Annotated in this window: 27 protein-coding genes; 7 read left to right on the top strand and 20 right to left on the bottom strand. The window is 45.8% G+C overall.

Going from position 1 to position 25,634, the window contains the following annotated elements; all coding sequences use genetic code 11:
- Window positions 1-86: 86 nt before the first annotated feature.
- From ZMOB_RS00965 to rpsB, 14 genes are all read right to left on the bottom strand, one after another.
- Complete coding sequence (locus tag ZMOB_RS00965; RefSeq protein WP_252507289.1) at window positions 87-506, bottom strand: CatA-like O-acetyltransferase; 420 nt, start codon at window positions 504-506, stop codon at window positions 87-89.
- Window positions 507-594: 88 nt separating this feature from the next.
- The gene (locus ZMOB_RS00960) at window positions 595-948 is read right to left on the bottom strand and encodes a VanZ family protein (protein WP_012816949.1); all 354 of its coding nucleotides are present in this window, start codon (window positions 946-948) and stop codon (window positions 595-597) included.
- Window positions 949-1,007: 59 nt separating this feature from the next.
- Window positions 1,008-1,235 (bottom strand): 50S ribosomal protein L31, encoded by a 228-nt coding sequence (gene rpmE, locus ZMOB_RS00955; RefSeq protein WP_011240972.1) that lies wholly within the window; start codon window positions 1,233-1,235, stop codon window positions 1,008-1,010.
- A gap of 128 nt (window positions 1,236-1,363) precedes the next feature.
- Window positions 1,364-1,840, bottom strand: a complete 477-nt coding sequence (fabZ, locus tag ZMOB_RS00950; protein ID WP_011240973.1) for a 3-hydroxyacyl-ACP dehydratase FabZ — start codon at window positions 1,838-1,840, stop codon at window positions 1,364-1,366.
- Between the two features lie 6 nt (window positions 1,841-1,846).
- On the bottom strand, window positions 1,847-2,518 hold the full coding sequence (locus ZMOB_RS00945) for an OmpH family outer membrane protein (protein WP_011240974.1): 672 nt from the start codon (window positions 2,516-2,518) through the stop codon (window positions 1,847-1,849).
- Window positions 2,518-5,745 carry an outer membrane protein assembly factor BamA gene (bamA, locus tag ZMOB_RS00940; protein ID WP_014500371.1) on the bottom strand — a complete coding sequence of 1,076 codons (3,228 nt, stop codon included), beginning with the start codon at window positions 5,743-5,745 and terminating at the stop codon, window positions 2,518-2,520. Before bamA ends, ZMOB_RS00945 begins: the two co-directional genes overlap by 1 nt.
- Before the next feature lie 128 nt (window positions 5,746-5,873).
- The gene (rseP, locus tag ZMOB_RS00935) at window positions 5,874-7,004 is read right to left on the bottom strand and encodes an RIP metalloprotease RseP (RefSeq protein ID WP_014500370.1); all 1,131 of its coding nucleotides are present in this window, start codon (window positions 7,002-7,004) and stop codon (window positions 5,874-5,876) included.
- Entirely contained in the window at window positions 7,001-8,167 is a 1,167-nt protein-coding gene (dxr, locus tag ZMOB_RS00930; RefSeq protein ID WP_014500369.1) for a 1-deoxy-D-xylulose-5-phosphate reductoisomerase, read from the bottom strand. Before dxr ends, rseP begins: the two co-directional genes overlap by 4 nt.
- Window positions 8,167-8,796 carry a phosphatidate cytidylyltransferase gene (locus ZMOB_RS00925; protein WP_014500368.1) on the bottom strand — a complete coding sequence of 210 codons (630 nt, stop codon included), beginning with the start codon at window positions 8,794-8,796 and terminating at the stop codon, window positions 8,167-8,169. Before ZMOB_RS00925 ends, dxr begins: the two co-directional genes overlap by 1 nt.
- Window positions 8,793-9,539, bottom strand: a complete 747-nt coding sequence (locus tag ZMOB_RS00920) for an isoprenyl transferase (protein ID WP_012816944.1) — start codon at window positions 9,537-9,539, stop codon at window positions 8,793-8,795. Before ZMOB_RS00920 ends, ZMOB_RS00925 begins: the two co-directional genes overlap by 4 nt.
- Window positions 9,536-10,093 (bottom strand): ribosome recycling factor, encoded by a 558-nt coding sequence (gene frr, locus ZMOB_RS00915; protein WP_011240980.1) that lies wholly within the window; start codon window positions 10,091-10,093, stop codon window positions 9,536-9,538. The genes ZMOB_RS00920 and frr overlap by 4 nt, the downstream gene beginning before the upstream one ends.
- On the bottom strand, window positions 10,093-10,821 hold the full coding sequence (gene pyrH, locus ZMOB_RS00910) for a UMP kinase (protein WP_011240981.1): 729 nt from the start codon (window positions 10,819-10,821) through the stop codon (window positions 10,093-10,095). The genes frr and pyrH overlap by 1 nt, the downstream gene beginning before the upstream one ends.
- A gap of 136 nt (window positions 10,822-10,957) precedes the next feature.
- Complete coding sequence (tsf, locus tag ZMOB_RS00905) at window positions 10,958-11,881, bottom strand: translation elongation factor Ts (protein ID WP_011240982.1); 924 nt, start codon at window positions 11,879-11,881, stop codon at window positions 10,958-10,960.
- A 107-nt stretch (window positions 11,882-11,988) separates the two neighbouring features.
- Window positions 11,989-12,741: a 30S ribosomal protein S2 gene (rpsB, locus tag ZMOB_RS00900; protein WP_011240983.1), complete on the bottom strand. Its 753-nt coding sequence runs from the start codon at window positions 12,739-12,741 to the stop codon at window positions 11,989-11,991.
- A gap of 254 nt (window positions 12,742-12,995) precedes the next feature.
- On the opposite strand from rpsB, the gene ZMOB_RS00895 reads away from it, so the two are divergent.
- Complete coding sequence (locus ZMOB_RS00895; RefSeq protein ID WP_025420120.1) at window positions 12,996-13,343, top strand: hypothetical protein; 348 nt, start codon at window positions 12,996-12,998, stop codon at window positions 13,341-13,343.
- A 40-nt stretch (window positions 13,344-13,383) separates the two neighbouring features.
- Entirely contained in the window at window positions 13,384-14,082 is a 699-nt protein-coding gene (locus ZMOB_RS00890) for an aspartate/glutamate racemase family protein (RefSeq protein ID WP_014500367.1), read from the top strand.
- Window positions 14,083-14,236: 154 nt separating this feature from the next.
- On the opposite strand, the gene pssA is transcribed toward ZMOB_RS00890, so the two are convergent.
- Both pssA and ZMOB_RS00880 read right to left on the bottom strand, forming a co-directional pair.
- The gene (gene pssA / locus ZMOB_RS00885) at window positions 14,237-15,037 is read right to left on the bottom strand and encodes a CDP-diacylglycerol--serine O-phosphatidyltransferase (RefSeq protein ID WP_014500366.1); all 801 of its coding nucleotides are present in this window, start codon (window positions 15,035-15,037) and stop codon (window positions 14,237-14,239) included.
- Window positions 15,034-15,774: a phosphatidylserine decarboxylase gene (locus tag ZMOB_RS00880; protein WP_014500365.1), complete on the bottom strand. Its 741-nt coding sequence runs from the start codon at window positions 15,772-15,774 to the stop codon at window positions 15,034-15,036. Before ZMOB_RS00880 ends, pssA begins: the two co-directional genes overlap by 4 nt.
- A gap of 341 nt (window positions 15,775-16,115) precedes the next feature.
- Here ZMOB_RS00880 and ZMOB_RS00875 point away from each other — a divergent pair, with 341 nt between their 5' ends.
- From ZMOB_RS00875 to phoB, 3 genes are all read left to right on the top strand, one after another.
- Entirely contained in the window at window positions 16,116-17,243 is a 1,128-nt protein-coding gene (locus ZMOB_RS00875; RefSeq protein WP_252507288.1) for an ATP-binding protein, read from the top strand.
- A 206-nt stretch (window positions 17,244-17,449) separates the two neighbouring features.
- Entirely contained in the window at window positions 17,450-18,163 is a 714-nt protein-coding gene (gene phoU / locus ZMOB_RS00870) for a phosphate signaling complex protein PhoU (protein WP_011240988.1), read from the top strand.
- Window positions 18,163-18,858: a phosphate regulon transcriptional regulator PhoB gene (phoB, locus tag ZMOB_RS00865; RefSeq protein WP_012816939.1), complete on the top strand. Its 696-nt coding sequence runs from the start codon at window positions 18,163-18,165 to the stop codon at window positions 18,856-18,858. The genes phoU and phoB overlap by 1 nt, the downstream gene beginning before the upstream one ends.
- Before the next feature lie 85 nt (window positions 18,859-18,943).
- Here phoB and ZMOB_RS00860 read toward each other — a convergent pair whose 3' ends face one another.
- The 3 genes from ZMOB_RS00860 to ZMOB_RS00850 form a co-directional block, all read right to left on the bottom strand.
- Window positions 18,944-19,789: a ComF family protein gene (locus ZMOB_RS00860; RefSeq protein ID WP_014500363.1), complete on the bottom strand. Its 846-nt coding sequence runs from the start codon at window positions 19,787-19,789 to the stop codon at window positions 18,944-18,946.
- A 77-nt stretch (window positions 19,790-19,866) separates the two neighbouring features.
- Window positions 19,867-20,931: a recombinase RecA gene (gene recA, locus ZMOB_RS00855; RefSeq protein ID WP_011240991.1), complete on the bottom strand. Its 1,065-nt coding sequence runs from the start codon at window positions 20,929-20,931 to the stop codon at window positions 19,867-19,869.
- 217 nt (window positions 20,932-21,148) lie between these two features.
- Window positions 21,149-23,104: a CocE/NonD family hydrolase gene (locus tag ZMOB_RS00850; protein ID WP_014500362.1), complete on the bottom strand. Its 1,956-nt coding sequence runs from the start codon at window positions 23,102-23,104 to the stop codon at window positions 21,149-21,151.
- 198 nt (window positions 23,105-23,302) lie between these two features.
- Between ZMOB_RS00850 and ZMOB_RS00845 the strand changes: the two genes are divergently transcribed.
- The gene (locus ZMOB_RS00845) at window positions 23,303-24,163 is read left to right on the top strand and encodes a glucosamine kinase nucleotide-binding domain-containing protein (protein ID WP_014500361.1); all 861 of its coding nucleotides are present in this window, start codon (window positions 23,303-23,305) and stop codon (window positions 24,161-24,163) included.
- Between the two features lie 52 nt (window positions 24,164-24,215).
- Complete coding sequence (locus tag ZMOB_RS00840; protein WP_011240994.1) at window positions 24,216-24,518, top strand: putative quinol monooxygenase; 303 nt, start codon at window positions 24,216-24,218, stop codon at window positions 24,516-24,518.
- On the opposite strand, the gene nagZ is transcribed toward ZMOB_RS00840, so the two are convergent.
- Window positions 24,515-25,549, bottom strand: a complete 1,035-nt coding sequence (nagZ, locus tag ZMOB_RS00835) for a beta-N-acetylhexosaminidase (RefSeq protein ID WP_014500360.1) — start codon at window positions 25,547-25,549, stop codon at window positions 24,515-24,517. The genes ZMOB_RS00840 and nagZ overlap by 4 nt on opposite strands.
- Window positions 25,550-25,634 lie beyond the last annotated feature (85 nt).

Genomic DNA, 25,634 nt, shown 5'->3' with positions numbered 1-25,634 from the left:
TTGCTAACAGCAACATAAGTTTAAATAAGTCTGTTCTCGATGGCTTAAGAAAGACCATACTTTAAACGATAATCGCCCTTACCTTCTTATCTACCCTCTACCGGATGCTCTCTCCATAACGAATCTGGATCGGCGAATAGAGATTCGAGTTGCATAAAAAAGCGGCTGGCGTGAAGACCATCAACAAAAGCATGATTGAATTTGCAGGCAACCGGAATTTTGCCGTCTTTTAATTTTCCCCATGTCAGAGTTGGCACCGCTGAACCAAAAGAAAACTCGGCATGAGTGATTGCGCTGAAATGCACCCACGGGAGACAACTGGCGCAGAAGAAATTCTCTTTTTGTACCCTAAGGGGCGCAGCCTCTGTTGTTTTCGCTATTTCAATTTGAGGTGTAACGGCTTTCGTAAAAGATAAAAAATCAGCCGTATTTTTGCACCAGATCTGCCGGAAGCCTTCATTTGCCGTCATAACCGTCGATATTGGGATATTCGATAACCTTGTCACTTAAAACGCGCTGTTTTAACTGAGGCACGGAATTAGTGGCACGGAGAATGGCGTATAAAGCAAGCTGGAAGAAGGATACCCCGTTTTATTATAGCATAAATCGTTTTATGGCATTTCTGACAAGCAGCACGAAAAAGACGGCGCTGATATCAGCTAGCCAGTCTGCCAATTCAGCATCACGGTGAATAAAGGGGATAGCTTGGGTTAGTTCAATGAGAGCGCCAAAAAGGCCAAGACCTATAGCAATCTTAAAAGAAGGCGTTTTTTGCCAAGCCAAAGCTGCCAGAATAGTCAATGTCAGGAAAGCTATAATATGGTCTATTTTGTCGCTGGGTGCCAAATGAATCGTATCAGGTGCGGGTAAAATAGCCAGCACATAGGCCGTGAACAGCATCAGCCAAAAAACGACTTTGATGTAGGATTGTAACTTAGAAGAGGTCAAGAAGGTATATCATCAATAATAAAGTGACGAGGTGGCCGAAGCCACCTCGAAATAACAGCTTATTTCTTTTTCAACAGAGCGCCGAAACGCTTGTTAAAGCGGGCAACCTGGCCACCAGCATCAACCAACTGTGAACGACCGCCAGTCCATGCCGGATGAACGCGCGGATCAATATCCAGCTTCATGGTGTCGCCTTCTTTACCCCAGGTAGAACGGGTTTCGAATACGGTACCGTCCGTCAACTGAACCTTGATAAAGTGATAATCAGGATGAATATTCTGCTTCATGATAAACTCCGTTAGATAGCTGGTTACCGACCAGCCGGATAGAGAAGCTGCATCTAGCCTGCTCTTGCCAAAGAAACAAGAGCAGCCAAGATACAAATAATAATAAACGCTGTTTGCTAAAGCAAAAATCAGTTAGCTGGATCAGCGATCATTGCGGTGAATTCTGTTTCAGCCGCGACTTTGTCTTCAATCAAGGCACGGGCTTTAAATTTACAAATTTTTGCCCGTTTTTGTAAAAACTCGACTTCTAACCGCAATAAAATACCCGGTTCTACCGGAATACGGAATTTTGTCTCGTTAATAGCCATGAAATAAACCAGCTTACCGGTTCCGGTCAGTCCTAAACTTTCAATGGCAAGAACACCGGCAGCTTGTGCCAAGGCCTCGACAATTAAAACACCTGGCATAATCGGATTACCAGGGAAATGACCGGTAAAGAACGGCTCGTTGATTGTTACGGCCTTAATCGCAACAATTTTTTCGCCCGGAATCAATGTCTCGACCCGATCAACCAGCAGCATCGGAAAACGGTGAGGCAGAGCCGCCATAACCCGCTTGACGTCAAGCGGGCCTATCGATTCAACCTTTTCTGTTGTCTCTGTCATATTAAATTACCGGCTGGTTGGACGACGAGCGGCCGGAGGAACAGAGGCGTTCGTGGATGCACCAGAAGCACGAGCGGCCGGAGCAGCACCGGCACCCGCGTCACTTTGATTTTGGCGTTCAGAAGCCGGAACCCAATTAGCGGGCGGAGTGATCGAAACATTCGTCACACGGCGATTCAGTTCGGCGGCGACATCGCTTGTCATATCAGCCGAAGGGTCAGCAATAATGGCTGCCTGCGGATTGAGAACCAGATTGACCTTACGCGTTGTCATAACCGCGCGCATAGCTTCTTCGATATGGTCGGTAATCTGTTCTTCTGCATAGGTATTCGGGCGAATGAAAGGCATACCGAGAGTCATCAATTCGCGCTGTGCAGACTGCTGCTTTGACTGAAACGCATTGATTTTCGGCTGCATAACCGTCATTGACGCGCCGCTTTTCTGCATTTTGACCAACTCGTCACGAGCCTGTGACAACTCATTTTCCAGCGCAGTACGACGGTTATTATAAGCGTCAATTTGGGTGCGGTACGTCGCCTGAATCTGAGTCTGTGCCTGTTTCAGAGCCGATGACTGCATCAGAACACCCTGAAGATCAACAATGGCAGCCGTCTGTGCCAAAACAGGGGATGCAGTTGCGGCAGCGACAAGGGCTGCACCGGCAAATAATTTCTTCATTAAAATGCTGTCCCTACGTTGAAGGTTACAAGTTTTTTATCATCACCCGGCTGACTGACAATAGCCTTGGCAATATCAATTCGGAAAGGACCAAAGGGTGAATTCCAGTTCACACCAAAACCAACTGAAATACGGGGTTTCCACGTATCACCCAAGAAATATTCTTTAATTGGCGAGACAGAAGTTGTAACCGCCGTATTTTTAGTCCCATTGCTCCCCGTAGCACTTGTTGTATAGTTACCGCTGCTATCTGTATAGAGGGCTTGTCCTTTAGAATTAGTAACCTGACGTGCTGTAACCTGACACTGACCTTGTGACTTACCGGAAGAACCGCAGCTATCAATCAGCGCAGGTTTAGGCACGCCCCAGACAGAACCGATATCGGCAAAAATAGACGGTCTCAACCCCATTTCGCGAGCGCCGGCACCCATCGGGATTTCCAATTCAGCGTGACCCAAATATTCTTTGCTACCACCCAAAGAGTCATCGGAAGATTCACCGCCAAGGCTTGGATTGCCACTATCGTCAAAAGAATAATAATGGCGGGTAACGCGAGGGCCAACACCACGGAAATTAAACCCACGGAATTGTGGTTGTCCCAAGAAGAAACGGTCAATCAAGCGGACATTGCCGTCATAACCCCAAATATAACCAGCTTCTCCACGCAAGGAGAAGACAAAGCCGTGGGTCAGATCCCAATATTTGGCCGCTTCGATACGCGTTTTTAGATAATGAACCGTTCCGCCTAAACCAGCGAAATCCTGACTGAAGGTGAATCGTGCACCAGAGGTCGGATGCATGACGTTATTCAAACTGTTATAGGCAATAGAATAACCCAGTGTTGAATTGACCCATGAGCCCAAAGCTTCGCACAAATAGCGACCAGCCAATAAAGGATCACACTGACCATTTGTATAATAGCTGCTTTTGCTGATTTTCACCGTTTCATAGCTGATACTATAGCGCAAAAGCAGGTTTAAATATTCGGTGATCGGAATACCAGCGCGTAGCTGGAGCCCTGTCGAAGCCTGCCGGTAGGTCGTATTACGATCCGTCCCGTTCATATAGTTGAAGGCGTTATAATCGTTTCGGAAGATATCGCCACCAAAAGCGATCGCATGGTCGAACAGATAAGGTTCTGTAAAGCCGAGATCGACGGATTTTGAATAATAAGACCAGTTAGCCGAGGCGCGGACACTTTGTCCCTTACCCATAAAGTTATTCTGCTGGATTGAGATATCCAAAAGAATACGTTCAAGGCTGGAATAACCGGCCGAAACAGAAAGCTGTCCAGTCGATTTTTCTTGGAGATTCGTATCAAGAATTAGGCGGTCTGGTGTCGATCCCGGACGCTGGGTAATTTCCAAGCGATCCTGAAAATATCCGAGAGACTGAACACGGTCACGCGAACGCTTCACCCTTAATAGGTTAAACACGTCCCCTTCCGCCAAACGGAATTCGCGGCGAATAACCTTATCTCGAGTCGTCGTATTACCGCTGATATCGACGCGTTCGATATATTGACGCGGGGCTTCTGCAATGCGGAATTCAATCCCCATCGTCAGATTGTCTTTATCCGGCGTAAAATCTGGATTCACATCCGGCGTATAGCCCATAAGACCAGCGGCTTCTGTCAAAGTATCAATCGTATCTTCGACTAGCTTAGCATTATACCATTGGCCTTTTTTGATTTTGACCAAAGATTTAAAGTTTTCTGCCTTCACATCCCGAATTTGAGAATCAAGCGTGATATCGCCGAATTTATAACGATCGCCTTCTTCGACGACATAAGTAATGATGAAATCACGGCGATCAGGCGTTAATTCCGCAATGGCAGAAACAACGCGGAAATCGGCATAACCGTTAACCAGATAGAATTGACGCAGCTTTTGTTGGTCATAGGCCAATTTATCAGGATCATAGCTGGCACCTGAACTCATGAAACGCCAGAAACGCGCCTGTTTGGTGGCCATTGCTTTTCTAAGCTGGGCATCGGAAAAATGCTTATTCCCGATAATATTGATCTGGCGAACTTTTGATTTAGGCCCTTCGGTGATTTCAAAAACGATATCAACACGATTCTGCTCTAGCCGAACCATCTTAGGCTCAACCGTCGCCGCAAATCGGCCTTGCCGCCGATATAACTCGATGATGCGGGAAACATCTGCACGCACCGCATCACGGGTAAAAATCTGTCTCGGAGCGAGCTTGATTTCAGGACGGATTTTATCTTCTTTAAGGCGCTTGTTTCCTTCAAGAACGATCCGGTTGATAATTGGGTTTTCGTGGATTTGAAGGGTCAAGCTACCGGGATGTTCCGGATTATCTTCAATAACGACATCAGAAAAAAGCTGTGTCGCGTATAAATCCTGAATCGCGCTATCCAAGATTTCGGAATTGTAACGCTGCCCTGCCCTTAACTTCGTATAAGAAAGCACAGTATCAGGCTCAAGACGCTCCGTTCCGACCACGGACAGAGATTTTATCGTTCCATCAACAGGTTTTGGGATAGGCGCTGGTGTGGGTGCAGCCGCTTCCTGCTGGCTGGTAGCAGCGGAAGGTGTGTCGGTTGTATTATCCTGTGTCGGCGTTGTCTTTTCAGAAGTAGCTGATGCATTGCTATTTTCTGCAGGAGAAGCCGCTGCACCCGCATTGGAAGAAGATGTCGCCTCTACTTGATTTTGATTTTCTGGCGTGGCTGGAGCGGTATTATTTTGATTGCTCGCATCTTCTGTCGCCATATCGCTAGTTGTATTGGCGCTAGCCTTCTCAGCAACAGGAGAGCTATCCAACGGCGTGTTTTGTTCTATCGTTTTTGTAACGGTATTTTTATCGTTACTGACGCTATCTTGAACGGCTTCTTTGACATTTTTGGCCGCATGAGAAGCCTTTGTTTTTGCCTGACGGGGAACCGCTTTTGCCGTTTCGACTGTTGAATTTAAAGTGCTATCTACTGAGCTCTTTTCAACATCAGAAGTAGCCTGCCCTGATGATACAGCTTCAGATAACGAAGCTCCATCATTGGTCGAGTTCGTGGTATCTATGGCAGGAAGGCTATTACTGCTTTGTTCCGCTTGGGAAGTGGCCAGTTCTGAAACTGTCTGAGCCTGTAATGGAATCGCAGTTGACCCCATCAAAGTGCTTAAAATAACAAAAGAAGCCAAAGGCATATTCTGCCGGTTACGCCGATTGTTACGATCAGAATTACCCAAATTGCGCGCCGTCACCCGATTATTGCCCTCTTTCCAGAAATGACACCCGTTTTCCGGCTATCTTCTTTTTGTGATGGAACGGCCATCACCCCACCCCCTCAACAAAAACTGATAATACTCGATTTATCAATTGAGTTTATTTTTTATCCCAAAATCTGCTTTAGCCAGACTAATACGCCAAGATCATTCAAGGTCGCAAAAAGCGTCAGGCTCAAAAGCAAAAATAAGCCAAAGCGAAAAGCCCATGTCTGAATAACGGGCGTAAGTGGCCGTCTTATTATGATTTCCATTGCGTAAAACAGGAGATGCCCTCCGTCCAGCATTGGAACTGGCAATAAATTGATGAACCCAAGGTTAACAGAAATAGCCGCCATAAAAAGAACGAAAGGCAGAAAACCTAATTCAGTTATCTGACCCGACATCCTGGCTATACGAATTGGACCACCCAATTCGTCCATGGATCGACGACCTGTAATAATCTGGCCGATGCCATCAATTTGCTCATGGAGCATAGTGCCTACGGCAGAAGTAGCGGCCTGAGGAATCTCGGTCAAGGGGAGACGAACAATTACCGGCGCGCCTCCTAAAATTCCTAACAGACCAATACGACTGCTATTACCGAAACGGTCTTGAAAATGCTCTGCTTTCAGATGGACCTTGACGTCCATCGCCCGCCCGTCTCTGACTAATTTTATGAGAACTTGTTCATCAGGGTGCATCTGAACAACAGGCTGAAGATCATTGAAATAATTGACTTTATAGCTGTTAACCGCAGTGATTTTGTCACCGACTTTTAATCCGGCAGTGTCTGCAGCGGAATGCGGAACGATAGCTGAAACTACAGATGGGCTTCTGGCAACGCCATGCACTGAAAAAACAGCAGCAAAAAGTAGAATAGCAACAAAAATATTTGTTAAAGGCCCAGCCAAGACAATCAAAAAGCGATGCCATGCTTTTTTAGCCTGAAATGTCTTGGCTCTGTCCTCGGGAGATAACGCTAACCATTCGCTTGACGGTCTGCCAGAACTGGCAGGATCCATATCTCCGGCGAAGCGGACATAACCACCAAAAGGCAAGCAGGCGACCCGCCATCTTGTCCCCAAGCGATCTGTCCATCCGAAAATTTCTGGCCCAAAGCCAATCGAAAAGACATCTGCTTTTACCCCAAAAAATCGGGCAACGGCATAATGTCCTAACTCATGAACAAAAACCAGCGGACCAATAACCGCGATAAAACTAAGGATCGAAAACATTATCCCCGAATATGCATTCACGCGGGCAAACTCTCCATTAAAGCAGCGGCTTGTATCCGCGCTTCATTGTCGATCGCAAAGACATCTTCCAAAGAAGACGGGGTTGCGGGTGTATAATGATCTAATGTTTTCTCGACAATTTTAGCGATATCAAGAAAACCGATTTTCTTATCAAGGAAGGCCGCCACAGCGATTTCATTAGCGGCATTCATTACAGCGGGACGAGCCCCACCTGATTTGATGGATTCCATTGCCAAAGTTAACGCCGGAAAACGTTCATAATCCGGTGCCTCAAAATCCATCTGGCGCAATTTGGTAAAATCCAACGATTCGGCTGGAGTTTCCATCCGCTTTGGCCAAGCCAAAGTATGACCGATCGGTGTTCTCATATCAGGACTACCGATCTGGGCAAGGATAGAACCATCCAAATATTCCACCATGGAGTGAATAACTGACTGAGGATGAACCAAAATTTCAAATTTTTCTAATGGAATCTGGAAGAGATGAAAGGCTTCTATCAATTCAAGCCCTTTATTCATCATTGTAGCAGAATCGATAGAAATTTTGGCACCCATTGACCAGTTGGGATGCTGAACCGCGCGTTCTGGCGTGACCGTTGCCATTTCGGCAAGAGACGTTGTTCTGAAGGGACCTCCGCTGGCCGTAATAATAATCCGGCGAACATAGTCGCGATTATGATGCGGGAAGCATTGGAAAATAGCGTTATGCTCGGAATCGACGGGGAGAAGCGTCGTGCCATGTTCCCGCACGGCATCGATCATCAATCCGCCAGCTGAAACTAAGGATTCCTTGTTGGCCAAAGCGACCGTTTTGCCCTTGCGAATAGCTGCAAGCGTCGCTTTTAGACCGGCGCAACCGATAATGGCTGCCATTGTCCAATCGGCACCCATCATGGCGGCTTCGACCAAGGCATCAGCACCCGCGGCTGCCTCAACAGAGCTTCCGGCCAAAGCCTCTTTCAGATCATTATAAAGCGACGGGTCAGCGATAACCGCCCGCTTGGCATTCGTTCTTTTCGCCGCATCGGCCAGATCTTTGACATTGCGGTTGGCGGTCAAAGCGATGACCTGATACCGATCTAAATTCCGTTCGATTAAATCCAGTGTTGAATGACCAATGGATCCGGTCGCCCCTAAAACAGTGACTGTTCTTGGCTGACTCATCACAGAAAAGCTCCAATTTTTATTAAAATATCCGTCAGTAAGGCCACTGGCAGTAGTCCATCGACACGGTCCATAATACCGCCATGACCGGGTAAAAGATTGCCGGAATCTTTGACGTTGGCGCGTCTTTTTAGCCAGCTTTCAAAAAAGTCACCGGCTTGAGCAACAACAGCCATAGGCGCACCAGCTATCTTCATGACTGAAGGAAGCTGACCAAAATCTGCAATAAAATAAGCCGTAATAGCCGCCGCTATCATTCCACCGATCAGGCCACTCCACGTCTTTTTCGGACTTAAGGCCGGACATATTTTGGCGCCGCCAATGAGCCTCCCCGAAAAAAAAGCCCCGATATCGGTTGCGGCTGTAACCGCCACAATCCAGCTTACCAGCCATAGGCCATTAGGCTGCAATCGCAATGAAGTCAGTGCTAATACGGGTAAAAGGGCATAAAAAAAACCGGCAATTATCCAGCCTAAAGAGGCGCCGGTCAGATGCCGCCATTCGCGGAATATTAAGGCAGCGATGACCGCAGCCGATAGAGCAAAGACATAGCCGCCCGCCCAGATAAGGCCAACTGCCAGAACCGCTAATAAGAGTCCAACAATAATACGAAGTTTTAGCTCACTCACAAGCCACCATAGCGCCTTTCTCGGCGTGCATATTCTTCTACCGCAGCTTTCAGAGTTTCGCTGCCGAAATCAGGCCATAAGGTATCTATAAACAGTAACTCCGCATAAGCGGCTTGCCATAATAAGAAATTGGACAAGCGCTTTTCACCAGAAGTTCTGATAACTAGATCAAGGGGCGGTAAATCATGGGTATATAACAGAGATTCAATTGTCCCGACATCAATATTTTCGGGATCAAGCTGCCCTTCTCTAGCCTTCTCTGCAATGCGTTTAGTGACATGCACCAATTCGTCTTGTGCGCCATAATTCAAGGCAAAAACTAAAGTTAGCCTTGTGTTATTAGCGGTAATTTCAATCGCTTGATTGAGTAAAGCGACCAGATCCTGATCGAGGCGTGTATAATCGCCAATCACCTTAAGGCAGATGCCACGCTCTTTGATGTTGTGCATTTCCTGCCGAAGGCAAAGCCGCAATAATCCCATAAGATCAGCGACTTCGCTAGCAGGACGGCGCCAATTTTCAGAAGAAAAAGCATATAAGGTTAGAACCTCAATACCCATCTCCGCGGCAGCCCGCACCGTTGTTTTGACCGCATCGGCACCCTTTTTGTGCCCAGCAATTCTAGGTAAATGGCGCGCAGAAGCCCATCGTCCATTGCCATCCATAATGATGGCAACATGACGAGGCACAAAGGATGCGGACTTATGCGGTTTTACCGCAGAATTGGCCAGCGGGGCTATCACTTGCCAAGGATTTCCTTTTCTTTATGCACAGCCAGCGCATCGATATCAGCGATTGTCTTATCCGTCAGTTTCTGCACTTCATTTTCGAAGCGCTTCTTCTCGTCTTCGCTGATTTCGTTTTTCTTTTCATCCTGCTTGATCTGGTCATTACCATCGCGGCGAACATTGCGGACAGCAATACGTGCTTTTTCAGAATATTGTCCGACCAGTTTTGCCAGCTCTTTACGACGTTCTTCCGTCAAATCAGGAATAGGCAAACGAAGCATCTGACCATCAACCACAGGGTTCAAACCTAAACCAGCTGAACGGATGGCCTTATCCACGGGCGTGACATTGCTTTTGTCCCAGACCTGAACAGTAATCATACGGGGTTCGGGGACAGAAACAGTCGCCACCTGATTAAGGGGCATATTGGCACCGTAAACATCAACGGTAACCGGATCGAGCAAACTGGTCGAGGCGCGTCCTGTTCTGAGACCGGAGAAATCACTCTTCAATGATTCCACTGCGCCTTTCATACGCCGTTCCAGATCGGCTTTATTATAGGCAGCCATTATTCTTCCTCATTACATACTATCGTTGACACACCGTCGCCCTTAAGAACACGGCTAAAATTGCCTTGTTCCCGAATATTGAAAACAACGATCGGGATATTGTTATCGCGACATAAAGCGGTTGCGCTTGCATCCATAACTTTCAAGTCGTCAGCAAGAACACGATTAAAAGAAACGCAGTCATAGCGTCTGGCTTCTTTTACCTTTTTGGGATCGGCATCATAGACACCATCAACAGAAGTGCCTTTAAACAAGGCATCGCATTTCATTTCAGCTGCACGCAAGGCCGCACCGCTATCAGTGGTAAAAAAGGGATTACCCGTACCGGCTGCAAAAATAACGACCCGACCCTTTTCCATATGCCTTTCGGCACGCCGACGGATAAAAGGCTCACAAACGGTCGGCATCGGAATAGCGGATTGAACACGGGTATCAACGCCAAGATTTTCAAGCGCATTTTGGACAGCAATCGCGTTCATTACGGTTGCCAGCATACCCATATAGTCAGCACTGCTGCGTTCAATACCTCGGGCGGTTGCAGCTAATCCCCGAAAGATATTGCCTCCACCGACAACAATGCATAGCTGGTATCCGGCTTCGCGGGCAGCTCGAATTTCATCGGCAACGCGGGCGACAGTCGCCGGATCAATCCCGAATTGGCCGGGACCCATCAACACTTCGCCTGACAATTTAAGCAGGACACGGTTGAAGCGCGGGCGTTTATACACCGTCAATACCTCTCGTGACTATCGAAACAAGGTAAGCTCTACTTCTATCAGTAAATATCGCTATGCCAAGTAAAGGATTATAAAAAAGGCCAACTTCTCCTATTTTGAGAGAAGTTGACCTTGATGACGAATAAAATTAGACGCCAGCAGCAGCAGCGACTTCAGCAGCGAAGTCAGTTTCCTGCTTTTCGATGCCTTCACCGAGCTGGAAGCGAACAAACTGTTTCAGCGTGATCGGCTTACCGGTTTCTTTAGCGGCCTTGCTGACAACATCGGAAACGCGGGTTTTTCCATCAACAACGAAGATCTGGCTGAGAAGGGCATTTTCTTTGCGATATTTCGCAACAGCACCTTCGACCATGCGGGTCACGATTTCAGCGGGCTTACCAGATTCTGCGGCTTTTTCCTGTGCAATAGCGCGTTCGCGTTCAACAGCAGCATCGTCCAGAGAATCTTCATCCAAAGCTAACGGGGTAGCAGCGGCAACATGCATAGCAATCTGCTTGCCCAAAGATTCGAGGAAATCGCTAGGAGCTTCACTTTCGAGAGCAACCAAAACGCCGATTTTACCAACGCCTGGTGCAACCTGATTGTGAATATAAGGAACAACAACACCGTTTTCGACTTCAAGAAGAGCCGCACGACGCAGAGCCTGATTTTCACCGATCGTTGCGATATTGGCGGTCAGAACATCGTTGACGGAACCACCGGCTGGGTGTGGAGCCTTGGAAAGGGTGTCGATATCGCTGCCATGTTCGAGAACAAGAGCGGTAACACCTTTGACGAAGTCCTGAAATTTTTCGTTTTTGGCAACGAAATCGGTTTCACTGTTGACTTCGAGAACGGCACCTTTGGTACCATCGATCATAACACCGACGAGACCTTCAGCAGCCTGACGGCCTGATTTTTTCGCAGCGGCAGCCAAACCTTTGGCACGCAGCCAGTCAACAGCGGCTTCCATTTCGCCATTGGCTTCGTTGAGGGCTTTTTTACAATCCATCATGCCTGCGCCAGTGCGCTCACGCAGAGCTTTCACGGCTGCAGCGGTAATCTCCGCCATAGTTTTCCTCTTTATGTTACGGATGAGGCAGGGAAAGTCTTCCCTGCCTCCAAATTATCAGTGTTTCATATCGCGGATAAAAAGAACGCTGATATGAAACCGCAATATTAAGCTAAAGCTTCTTCAGCCGCTGGTTCTACAGCTGCGCCCAGATCTTCGCCCAGTTCCTGACGGTTTTGCTGATCGCCACGGGTAGCCGCTTCAGCAATCGCATCGCAATAATAACGGACAGCGCGGGCTGCATCATCATTGGCCGGAATCGGGAAAGCAATACCATCGGGGCTGACGTTGGAATCGAGGATAGCAACAACCGGGATACCCAGCGTGTTGGCTTCTTTGATAGCCAATTCTTCTTTATTGGCATCAACGACAAACATGATGTCGGGGATGGTGCCCATATCGCGGATACCGCCCAAAGACAGTTCGAGCTTGTCGCGTTCACGGGTCAGCTGAAGAATTTCTTTCTTGGTGAAACCAGCGGTATCACCGGACAGCTTTTCTTCGAGGCTCTTCAAACGTTTGATGGAACCAGAAATCGTGCGCCAGTTGGTCAACATACCACCCAACCAACGGTGGTTGACAAAGAACTGGCCAGAACGACGAGCTGCGTCAGCAATCGGTTCCTGAGCCTGACGCTTGGTGCCTACAAATAAAACTTTACCACCGTGAGCGACCGTCTGGCTGATGAAGTCAAGGGCGCGGGTGAACAAAGGAACAGTCTGAGACAGATCCATGATATGGATGCCGTTGCGATCACCGAAAATATAAGGTTTCATTTTCGGGTTCCAACGATGGGTCTGGTGACCAAAATGGGCGCCAACATCCAACAATGACTGCATAGTAACGGTAGGTACCGCCATAATTATTCTCCTTCCGGTTAAACCTCTTCGGGGAAGTGACCTTCCGGATCGACGAAAGGCACCGGTCGTTCAAAAACCCCGAGTGTGAGATATGGGGCGCAGTAACTATAATACGCCTAAAAATCAAGAGCAGGATAAGCTGCTTCGGTTATTTTATATCAGTTATCGCGATTTAGCCAGTTTTTAGTTCTCGCTTGACATTAGAACATTTGAAGAACAAAAAGAGCGGTAAGACATAATGATTACAGCCATCTATGTCATATTTTGCTTTAGATGCGATAAAATCGTTATGTTCTGATAACAAAGATGGAGGAAAAAATAGAACAAAACAAGAACTTAAATTAAAATCTCATGCTGTCTTTAAGAAGGGAAAGACAATGATAACTTTTTGTTTTTGGGGGATATTGTTCGTTGCTGCTTTATCCAGCGTAATAAGTTTAATCCGAGATATTCGCTATATTGGGCGTTGGATTTCGTCTTTCTATTTTCCGCCAATTCATAAAGCGATTACGATCAATATTAAATTGGCACCGAAAACGCCCTCTATAAAGCCAAGGCCAAGATTTTTCACTTGGTTTGAAATCCCTGATAATCTAGCCTAAATCTAATCATATAATGACGAGTATGATTGGCAAATAAGATATGAAAAAGCTTGGTCTTATCGGTGGAATTGGTCCAGAATCTACACTTCTGTACTACAAAAAGTTAGTCTATGGCGCCAACAATCGTATTGGCAGCCAATTTTATCCGAATTTAACAGTCGAGAGTCTTAATGTTTTCGATATACTCAGGCTGTGTGAAGACAAAGATTATACTAAACTTACCACCTATCTTATGCACGGTGTCAATAACTTGATTGCGGCAGGCGCTGATGTCATTGCACTGACTGGAAACACGCCCCACATCGTGTTCGATGATTTACAAAAACAATCAGATGTCCCGCTAATAAGTATCGTCGAGGCGACCTGTGACGAGGTTAAACGTCAAAATATTACGAAGGTTGGTTTACTTGGAACTCGCTTCACAATGGAAGCGGATTTTTTCAAAAAACCGCTGATTGCAAATGGTATGAGCGTTATAACGCCGCAGCCTAAAGAGATTGATTATATTGCGAACAAAATTGATTCCGAATTAGAAAAAGGAATTTTTAGTCAAAACACTCTTTCGGAATTTATTTCTATCATCAGCCGTATGCGGGATAGTGACGGCATTAAAGCTATCATTCTTGGATGCACCGAATTGCCATTACTTTTTAAAAATACTGAATTCACTATAAAATCACTGGACACAATGGAAATTCATATAAATGCTTTATTAAATATAATTTGCGATCAAAATTAAGATTAAGTGGTGCTGGTCTGTATTTTATATTTTCTAATACATTCAATTTTTATTGATATAATACACCAAAATAAAAATGTTTTTATCTATTTTTTAAAGGCTAGTGTTGGATAATTTGCACTAGCCTTTTCGTAATTATGCCAAAATTAATATTTTAAGAGTCTTCTGCGACTATGGTCTTTTCTTTGGATTTCATTATCTTGCTGTAACTTAGAATGCCAAAAGGTAGCATCACCGTATAAATAACACTGAAAACCGATAGGACTGCCCAAGGTGCACTAATAAAAGCCGCTGCACCGACCGCAACCATAACTAATAATCCCAACCGCAATTTTGGGCGGACTCGAAGCACTGACCAGCCAAATGTGGGAAGATCGGCAATCATCAGGAAAGCCGATAAACTGATCCATAAACCCACTAATAAAGGCATACGAAACAGATCATATCCTGAGACATACCAAGCATATAAAGGCATCATTGAAAAATTAGCTCCAGCAGGTGCCGGAACCCCTGTCAGAAAGCCGGCTGATTTGTGAGGCTGATCGAGATAATCGATATTGACGTTAAATCTCGCCAATCGCAACGCACAACAAACCGCATGAGAAAGGGCAAATAACCAGCCCCAACGCGGCCAATTTTGTAATGACCAAAGATAAACCAAAATCGCAGGGGCGACCCCAAAAGCGATAGCGTCAGAAAGGGAATCTAATTCTGCCCCAAAACGGGTAGCCCCTTTTAAGAGACGGGCAACGCGACCATCCAAGGTATCGAGAACAGCCGCTACCAAAATAGCATAAATAGCATGTTCCCATTCACCGGATACCGCATAACGAATGGCGGTTAATCCACTACATAAAGCCAGAGTGGTAATAGCATTAGGCATCAATGCCCGCACAGGAATACTGCGTCGTTCGCTTTGGTATCGGTTTTTTGAGCGAGTTTTAGGAAAGGTCATAACCGCCTCCCCGTCAGCGGCTTGGCTTGTGATCCAATCTGTCCCAGAATGGTTTCACCCGCAAGGCAACGCTGTCCCAGAGCGACTTGGGGCGTTACCCCTGCCGGTAAATAGACATCAAGGCGGCTGCCAAAACGAATAAGCCCGATACGCTCACCCCGTTCGACATAGTCTTCGACCTTGGTCAAAGGTACAATCCGACGGGCAATCAAACCGGCAATCTGCGTCAGACCAACATTGATGCCTTCTTTCGTTTCGATCATGAAATGCTGCCGCTCATTCTTCTCGCTAGCTTTATCAAGATCGGCATTCACAAAAGCACCCGGAATATAGGCAATACGGGCAATGCGTCCTGGAACCGGCGCGCGATTGATATGCACATCAAAAACGCTCATAAAGATAGAAACGCGCGTTAAGGGCGCATCACCTAATCCATCTGCACCAGCCAGTTCAGGCGGCGGCGGCACATCTGCAATCAGACAAACCATACCATCGGCTGGGGAAACAATAAGCCCATCGCCTTCTGGGACTGTTCTGATCGGATCACGAAAAAACGCGGCGACACAGAAACAAAGAACACCCAAAGGCCATGCCATCCATAACCAGCTAAAATAGGTGATGATAGCGGAAATAATGACCGCAATAACAAAGAATTTTCGACCTTCTGGATGGATAGAAGGAAAATGCCAACGGATAGATTGTGCTGCGCTGTTTTTGCGCTGTTCCTCTTTATTCATGCTTGCCTTTTAAAGGCCTCCTACTCTTCTGACAATGGCTACAATCAGTTATCCGTCGGATAGGACAGAAGCTTGATTTTTAATAAGGAATTTCAAAATACCAAAGGGATTATCGGTATAAAAATATTTTCGACAAGAGATAAAACTATCTTTTACACAAAATCCGATACTATCATAAAATTGTAATAAAAATATCATTTATAATGACTTTTCCCCAATCAAGGCTGAGAAAGGACTGCGTTATTAAATTTATCCCTGTCTATCTATCCGGATTATCAATCCTGGCTCTATTTATTATTGCCGTCAGTCATGTTTCTGTCGGGTGGCCGATCTTGTCGCTTATGCTGATTGTTATCCTTTGGGGATGGTGGTTTAAAAATATTTCCGAAGCGTCTACCCCCTTCCCTGAAAGTAAAAGCGGAAATAGCCTTACAGATCCGGCCTATCCTTTTTCTCAAGCGACAGCGGCAGATATTATTATAGCTATGGATGAACCAGCTTTACTGGTCAATCAGGGTCAAGTTGAAGTGGCTAATCGTGCTGCTGAAAATTTGTTAGGGATGCATATCGAAGGAGGCGACATCAGAATGGCTATTCGCCATCCTGCTGCTATCCGTCTTTTAACCGAGCCGCTCGATAATATGACCCCTGTTTTACTTGCCGGATTGGGAGGCGTTAATCGTCGCTGGGAATTATACGCTTATCCTTTGAACGAAGAACAACGGCTCATTTTGTTGCGCGATCAAAGTACGGCTCATTTAACGGAACAGGTTAGAATAGACTTTGTTGCGAATACTAGTCACGAATTACGGACACCGCTCGCGACTTTAAGCGGGTTTATTGAGACATTAGAAGATGATGATGTCATTAAAGAGCGCGATACGCGTCATCATTTTTTGTCTATCATGGCGCGTGAAGCCAAAAGAATGCAAAATTTGGTTGATGACTTGATGTCTCTTTCTCGGATTGAAGCCGGAAAATTTTCATTACCCAATGATATTGTTCATATGTCGCCTGTGGTTGAAGAGGTCGTGTCTAATATTCAGGCATCGGGACAGGCAAAAGCCGCCCAAATCACACTGAAAAATCATTTGTCCAGTGATAGCCTACAGGGTGACCGCGCCGAGTTAACGCAGCTCCTTTATAATATTATCGGCAATGCCTTAAAATATGGTCGTAAAGATGGAATAATTAAAGTCGCGCTCGATAATACTGACGATCATAGAATAAAATTAGCCATTGCAGATGAAGGCGATGGTATTCCGTTTCATCATATCCCACGCCTAACGGAACGCTTCTATCGGGTGGATAACAGCCGCAGTCGCGCTTTAGGGGGAACAGGATTGGGGTTAGCCATAGTAAAACAAATCGTCGAGCATCACCGCGGAGAATTACTGATAGACAGTCTTCCCGGTAAAGGGACGACGGTAACCGTTTTCTTGCCAACGACCGATTTTTTCCCTGAATAAGGGATTCTTGATGTCACAACAACATAATAAATATGTCACTTTCCTGTCATTGACAGGGGGTAAAAACTTTTAGTCATCAAAAGACAAAGTAAAATCAAGAATGGATCATAAGGATAATTTTGATCGTTTATGTGCTTTCTCTGCGGAAAAAAAAGAAAAACGCTGTTATCATCTCGATTAAAGCGTTTTAATGCCTTGAGGATAATATGAAAAAAGCATCGGAAATCGGTCATACAGTAAAAGCTTTTGATGAAGACCTTGGCGGGTTGCGTGCTCTGATCTGCGAGATGGGAGGGCTGACGGAAATTGCCTTAACCTCGACATTGGAAGCCTTGATCCATAGCAATAAAGAATTGGCCGCCCAGATCGTTGAAAAAGACAAGGAAATTGATGCGCTGGAAATAGAAGCCGAACGTGTGGCTATGCGTATTATTTCTCTGCGAGCGCCTCTTGCTGACGATCTGCGCGATGTTATCGCTGCGATGAAGATTTCAGGTATTCTTGAACGTATGGCTGATTACGCCAAGAATATCGCTAAACGTGTCCCGATATTGCAAAATATGGTTTCGATCCATCCCGTGCCGGTGTTGCCAGTTATGGGAGAAATGGTTTCGGAAATGGTGCGCAATGTGTTGGATGCTTATGCGGCAAGAGATCCGAAAAAGGCATTGCATGTCGCAGAATATGATATGGAAGTTGACGGGTTATATAATAATTTATTCCGTATCCTTTTGACTTATATGATGGAAGATTCTGGCAGAATAAGCACTTGTATCCACCTGATGTTTATCGCCAAAAATCTGGAACGCATTGGGGATCATGCCACAAATATTGCGGAAATGGTGTATTTTGCGGCTACCGGCAAGCAAATGCCGGAAAGAACGCGTGGTAAAGATTTGCTGGCATCGGAGGGTAGCTAATGGCCGCTTTACGGCTACTACTCGTTGAAGATGACGATGCTCTTGCCGAATTACTGAAATGGCATTTTAGCAAGCAAAATTTTGAAGTTGTTCATACGCGAGATGGGGATGAAGCCTTATTATTGGCGCGGGAAAATCCGCCCGATATTATGCTTCTTGACTGGATGGTAGAAGGCACTTCGGGGATCGAAGTCTGTCGGCAGTTACGGCGTTATCCAGAAACGGCTAATCTTCCGATTATTATGCTGACGGCGCGGGGCGAAGAAGATGACCGGATTAGAGGACTTGAAACCGGTGCGGATGATTATGTCACCAAGCCTTTTTCACCTCGTGAGCTGGTTGCAAGAGTGCTTGCTGTGTTGCGTCGCATCCGCCCCGCCCTTAGCAAAGAACAATTGACCTATAATGATATAGAAATGGATTTGGTCAGTCATCGCGTCAAACGAGCTGGCACAAATGTTTCGATAGGCCCGACGGAATTTCGTCTCTTAAGGCATTTGATGGAATATCCAAGACGCGTCTTTTCGCGAGAAAAGCTTCTGGATTATATCTGGGGGCAGGATAGTGACATCGAATTAAGGACTGTTGATGTTCATATCCGTCGTCTTCGGAAAGCTTTAAATCGGGACGGCTTGCCAGATCTTATCAGGACAGTCCGTTCCGCTGGTTATGCCTTGGATACAGATGAAGAATAAAGAACCAAGCTGAAAAAGCGGTTATTCTAATGGGCTATCTGAAAAGTCTGTTTGAATAACCGTGAAACGACTTGTTTTTTCGTTTTTATAAAAAATCATCTTTCGGGATAACCCTTGCCCAGCATAAGACATGAACTGATTTTACCCCAGCCGTTTTTAGCAAGCGAGCGCAGCTTTCTGTCGTTGCACCGCTGGTAAAAACATCATCGATCAAAATAATATCGCGACCTGCTAATGGTCTGTCTTTTTTTCCGATCCGTAGGCCAAAAGCATTTTTTACCATTTGATGGCGTTGTTTAGGCGTTAAATGCCCTAGTGGTTTTGTGGAATGACGGCGATATAAGCTATCGCAATCATAGTCATAGCCGCTGGCCTTAGCGAGATATTGCCCGATCAAAGCTGCCTGATTGAAGCCGCGCTGCCACAGCCTCCAACGATGAAGGGGCACAGGTATGATTAAAGGTGTTTGGGGCGAAGATGACGACATATTCGGCGGGCAGTTTTTATCTGCTAAAAGATTGTTCTGAATGGCCTTGATGTTGCTCTTTATAGGCAAAAAACGCATCATCAATTTGGCCATATCGCGCGCTAGCATGGTTTGCTTGCCATATTTACAACGCAAGATAAGCTGCTTCGAAATTTCATCATAAGCTACAGCGGCATTCATCCGATCAAAAGAAGGTGGATGCTGTAAACAACGGCCACAAAGAGGCTCATATTGTTGATCTCTCGGCAGAGGAAATCCGCATTGAATACAGGCAGGCTCAACCAAGAAGTGAAGAGATTGCCAACATTCAACACAAAAACTATGATCAGCCAGAATGACCGCGCCACAATTTGGGCAGCGTGGCGGTAAGGCATAATCAATGACCGTTTTTAGCCCTGAATATGCAGCTTCAAGGCATTTTTTAATGATGCTGATCTTTTCCATTTTACTGATGAATCCAATACAAAAAAGAGGCCAGATAAAACTGACCTCTTTTCAAGATTAGATTTTTGGTCAAAAACCTAATCTTCAGGGATAGATGGATCCAGCATTTCGTCGGCAATTTCAGCCGTATTATGACGAATCATTTTTTCAATTTTTTCAGTCATTTCAGGATGTTCACGCAAGAACGTTTTGGCATTTTCACGTCCCTGACCGATGCGAACGGAATCATGACTGAACCATGAACCTGACTTGTCGATAATACCGGCCTTTACGCCTAGATCGAGAATTTCGCCCATCTTGGAGACACCTTCTCCATACATGATATCGAATTCAACCTGCTTGAAAGGCGGAGCCAGCTTGTTTTTTACCACTTTGACACGGGTGGCATTACCAACGATTTCATCGCGATCTTTAATTTGTCCTACACGACGGATATCAAGCCGAACGCTGGCATAGAATTTCAGAGCGTTACCGCCCGTTGTCGTTTCAGGGTTGCCATACATAACCCCGATTTTCATCCGGACTTGGTTAATAAAAATAACCAAAGTTTGAGAGCGGTTGATTGAGCCGGTAATTTTGCGAAGCGCCTGACTCATCAAACGGGCTTGCAAACCAACGTGACTATCGCCCATTTCGCCTTCGATTTCAGCGCGAGGCGTTAAGGCCGCAACAGAATCGACAACCAATATATCAACAGCGTTAGAACGGATCAGGGTATCTGTAATTTCCAGAGCCTGCTCACCCGTATCAGGCTGAGAGACGATTAGATCATCCGTATTAACGCCCAGTTTTTTGGCATAGACCGGATCAAGCGCATGTTCAGCATCGACAAAGGCCGCTGTTCCACCTGCTTTTTGTGCTTCAGCGATAGCATGGAGGGCTAAAGTTGTTTTACCCGAGCTTTCAGGACCATAGATTTCGACGATACGGCCACGGGGCAAGCCACCAATGCCCAGCGCAATATCAAGGCCAAGTGATCCGCTGGAAATTGTATCAATCTCGATTTTTTCACGAGACCCCAAGCGCATAACCGAACCTTTACCAAAAGCGCGGTCAATCTGAGCCAAAGCCGCTTCAAGGGCTTTTTGCTTGTCCATATTATTATCCTTACCGGAAGTCGTAACCTTATTTTGCGGAGCCATCGCTACCCCCCTTCTCCTATAACGTCTCTCTTAAGGCATCAACCGGCATAATGTCAGGATTGCGTCGAATATACCGGAACAGCATGAAGAACATAAGGTGAACATAGAGAGCAGAAACAGAATAGCAAGTCTTAACTGACAGAATTTAAAACTTGTTTTTCTACTACCGAGAAAGCTGAAAAACAGCTTCCCCAGTAGTGGATTTATTCTCAAAGATTTATGGGATAATCGGCAATTCAACCGAGCTTGCCTGATCCGGTGAATGCATAACCGTTTCTACGGTTGCCGCATAATCAGAAGGCTTGGCGAACATAATATTTTCGACATAACGCTGCGGATTACGATCATAAAGCGGGAAAAGGCTTGACTGAATTTGAACCATAATCCGATGCCCCGGCAGAAAAACATGATCAACAACCGGTAAACGGAAGCGATATTGTTGGACTTTTCCGGCTGGCACGGGTGACGGCTTCTCAAAACTGTTGCGATAACGGCCTCTGAAAATATCCATGCTGATCGCCAGTTGATATCCTCCCATTTTGGGATCAGAGGGCATCTCATCGGGATAAACGTCAATCAACTTCACCACCCAATCAACATCACTTCCAGTCGTTGCTGCTAAAAGATTGGCGAAAGGCGCACCTCTTAATTTTACGGGATGATCAAGAACCGGTGTCTCATAGGTCAAAACATCAGGACGGCTGGCGGCAAAGCGCTGATCTTCGACCAACCATTGTTTCCAACGTGTTGTATCGGCAAAGGTGATTGGTGTTGGCAGATAAGGCACCGGCTTTTTAGGGTCAGAAATATATTGATCCGAAGGGGCATTACCAGATGTCGGCTTGGTAAAGGATAAAGCTGATTGTGCCTGTAAATAAAGCGGTGTGAGTTGCTTTTCCTTGTCCGTTTGCCAGTCATTCAATTTATCCCAATGATTTTCGCCGGTATTATAAATCAAGGCTTTGGGTGTTTCTTCTGCTGGCTGTTTATCTTTCAGATAGCGGTTAAAGAAAGGCAGCAATGTATCACGCCGGAATTGGAGCGCGGTATCCCCATCCCAATGTAAAGCCCCCAATGAAGAACCGTTATAATTGACCTGACTATGCCGCCAAGGCCCCATCACCAGATAATTGGTATCAATATGGCCTGCATTTTTTAAAGATTCAAAGCTATGGATAGCGCCCCACATGTCTTCCTGATCCCAGAGTCCTTGAATCCACATGGTTGGGACATGAGAAGGATGCGCGGCCACTAACTGATCTAAAGCCTGCCCTTGCCAGAATTTATCATAAGCCGGATGGATGCTTAGACGTTGCCACCAAGGAATTTGGTCAATACCTTCTTTTTTTGCCCAATTGCCTGCCGATCCGGTTTCAAGGAAAGCCTTGTAATCATCATAAGCACCATGGACAGGCGGTGCACCTGTCCCTTTTGCGGTCATTTGCCGGAGAAAATAGTCAAAAGCCGCCTGTCGGAACGCGCCGTAATGGAACCAGTCATCCCCCATCCAGCCATCAACCATCGGGCTTTCCGGTGCGGCAACTTTCAACGCAGGATGTGGATTAAGCAAGGCCGCGACAACGGTAAATCCTTCATAAGAAGAACCAATCATACCAACACGACCATTGCTTTCAGGAATATGTTTGGTCAGCCATTCAATCGTATCCCACGCATCGGTTGTATGATCGACTTTGGTCGGGTTTAAATCACCAACGGGCGGACGAGTGACGACATAGACACCTTCGGAACCATATTTGCCCCGCACATCCTGAAAAACACGAATATACCCGTCACGGACAAAAACCTCATCTCCCTCTGGTAAGGTTGCCAGCATAGAGGGGCTATCACTGCGGCTTGTTCGACTAGACGCATCATAGGGCGTTCGCGTTAACAGGATAGGAAGGTTACGACCGTTTTTCGGAACAACAATGACAGTGTGTAATTTAACACCATCTCGCATCGGGATCATGACCTCCTGCTTTTCATAATCATAATGCGCAGTCGGTGCCGAAAAATGCATCGCGATATCGCCATTTTCTGGCCAAATCGTCTTGTCCGGTGCAGAGGATAAGGCTGGTATCGCTAGAATGGAGGTCAGCGAGGCAACGACACTACCTCGCATCAGATATTTTTTCATAGCTGATAAATTTACACTGAGCTTTAATCGAGACATAACCCCTCCCTGAAATTGACCCGCCAGCTTAAATGTCAAAAAGAAAAAGAAAATACCTAATTCAAAAAAACAGATTCATAAATAAGGTGACAAGAACCAACAGATTTTGAAAAATTTCTGGCAACGAGCTGTAATATCTTGGATTTATCGCGATTTAATCGCAATCAAAGGGTCAAATCTAATCAGTGGAATTCTGAAATGGTCTATTTTTTGGGGGTTGATGCTGGAGGAAGTCATTGCCGGTCACGCTTGACCGATCAGAATGGCCGTATTCTTGGTAGCGCAGAAATCGGGGCAGCCAATGCCCGTATCGGAATTGCCAATCTTTGGCCTTTGTTGATGCAAGTGACTGAACTGGCTTGCCAAGAGGCTGGCTTGAATAAAAACGACTGGTCATCTGTCCATGCCGCTTTTGGAATCGCTGGCCTTTCTCGTCCGGGTCTACAACGAGCCCTTGAAGAAATGCCATCTCCTTTTGCTGCAATACGCTATACTGGTGATGATGAAATTGCTAATATTGGCGCGCATCGGGGGCATGACGGTGCCATTCTTATATTAGGCACCGGCAGCATTGCCCATATCCGAATAGACGGAAAAAGCGAAACATTAGGCGGGTATGGATTCCCTATTTCCGATGAAGCCAGTGGCGCATGGTTAGGCTTGGAATCTATTCGGCATAGCCTAAGAGCTTATGATGGTCGTATTCAAAAAACTATTTTTACAGAAAGGGTTATCCATCATTTTTCAGATGATATATTAGGATTGGTCGCATGGATGGATGCCGCAACAGCAACAGATTACGCTCTTTTTGCCCCTTGGGTTATAGAAGCTGGCATAGAGGGTGATCCTGTCGCCTATTCTATTATCCAAAAGGCCGTTGCCTATATCGAAAATTTTATTGAAGTCATTTTTCAAAAAGGGGTAGCGCGCTGCTGTTTGATGGGCGGATTGGCTGCCCCCTTTATGCCATGGCTTTCAAACCATATTTCCTGTAAATTAAGTCCATCCCAAGGTGATGCTTTAGACGGCGCTTTAATTCTTTCAGGGCTAAAATTTTAAAAATTCTATGATTACAGATAGGTAAACATATTTTTTCAGATGGAATATGAATATGACAGCCGAGTTTGATATTACCACCATTCTAACGGCTAAGGCCGATCAACAGGAAGCTCTTCAGCAGGCTTTGCTTCATTATGCCGACCAATCAAAAACAGAAGAAGGCTATCTGGCTTTCCATATTGGATATGACAAAAGCCAGCCACCCCGCTTTATTCTGAATGAGCGTTGGCAAGATCATGCCGCCTTTTTGGCACATGAAAAAAGTGATATTTTTCAGGATTTTGCCAGTATGTTCAAAAGGTTTTTGGAAAAACCGCTGTTGTCCGTTTTTTCAGTGCCTTTAATGGAGGACTAGACTGCTGCTTCTAGAAATAAAGCATCGCGCTCGGCAATGCAGCGATCAAAAAGAGCTTTATTCTCTGCTCTATCCAAATCAAAATCAGAAGCGCTTGAAAATTCATTGGTTACCTTTTCCAAGGCAGCAAAGCTTTCTGGTCTGATCTCATCCATATTTTCTAAAATAGCTTTCATCTCATCGAATTTTCCGGAGCAATGGAGCGCTATATCGCAACCGGCATCAAAAACGCGTAGCGCCCGTGTTACCGGATCACCATCCAGAGCATTCATGCCGATATCGTCGGACATAAGAAGACCTTCAAAACCGATTTTTTTGCGAATAATATCGTGGATAATTTTTGAAGAATAGCTGGCGCAGCTTTCCTCATCCCATGCCTGATAAATAATATGGGCGGTCATCGCCATTTTCGCATTACGTAAATGTTGAAAAGGCCTGATATCCCGTTCCAATATTTCGATAGGACTATCAACCACTGGCAAGGCTTTGTGACTGTCCACTTTGGCTTGGCCATGTCCCGGAATATGTTTAATAATGCCGCAAACGCTGCCTTTTGCCAGCCCGTCTAATACCGCCCGTCCTAAGGCTGCGACTTGTTCGGGATTATGACCAAAAGAGCGATCTCCGATGATGTTATCACCTTCAGGATCACGGAGGTCCAATAACGGCATACAATCAACATTGATGCCAACATCCTGTAATAATAAAGCCAGTGCATGGCTATTGGCACGTACAGCTTCAATCGCACTAACCGGCGCTTTCTGATAAAGCTCATCAAATCGGGCGGCGGCAGGAAAAGCTGGCCAGACCGGCGGCTTCATTCTGGCGACCCGTCCCCCCTCCTGATCAATTAAAATTGGAATATTCTGTTGGCTATTGGCTCTCAAATCTGCCGTCAATTTCTTTAGCTGCGTACGGTCTGTAATATTTCTCTGAAAAAGAATATAACCGGCAGGTTCATATTGACGGAATAGCTTTTTTTCCTGATCTGATAATCTAGTATCAGCGATACCAATAAAAACAGGTTTCATTTTATATCCTATTAACCTTTAAACCAATCTTGATTAAAAATTTAGGTCGAAAGCCCTTCCGCCGCGTCTTTCCAGATAGAATCTA

The organism is Zymomonas mobilis subsp. mobilis ATCC 10988, from assembly GCF_000175255.2.
Lineage (GTDB): Bacteria > Pseudomonadota > Alphaproteobacteria > Sphingomonadales > Sphingomonadaceae > Zymomonas > Zymomonas mobilis.
This window is presented reverse-complemented; position numbering and strand designations above follow the sequence as displayed.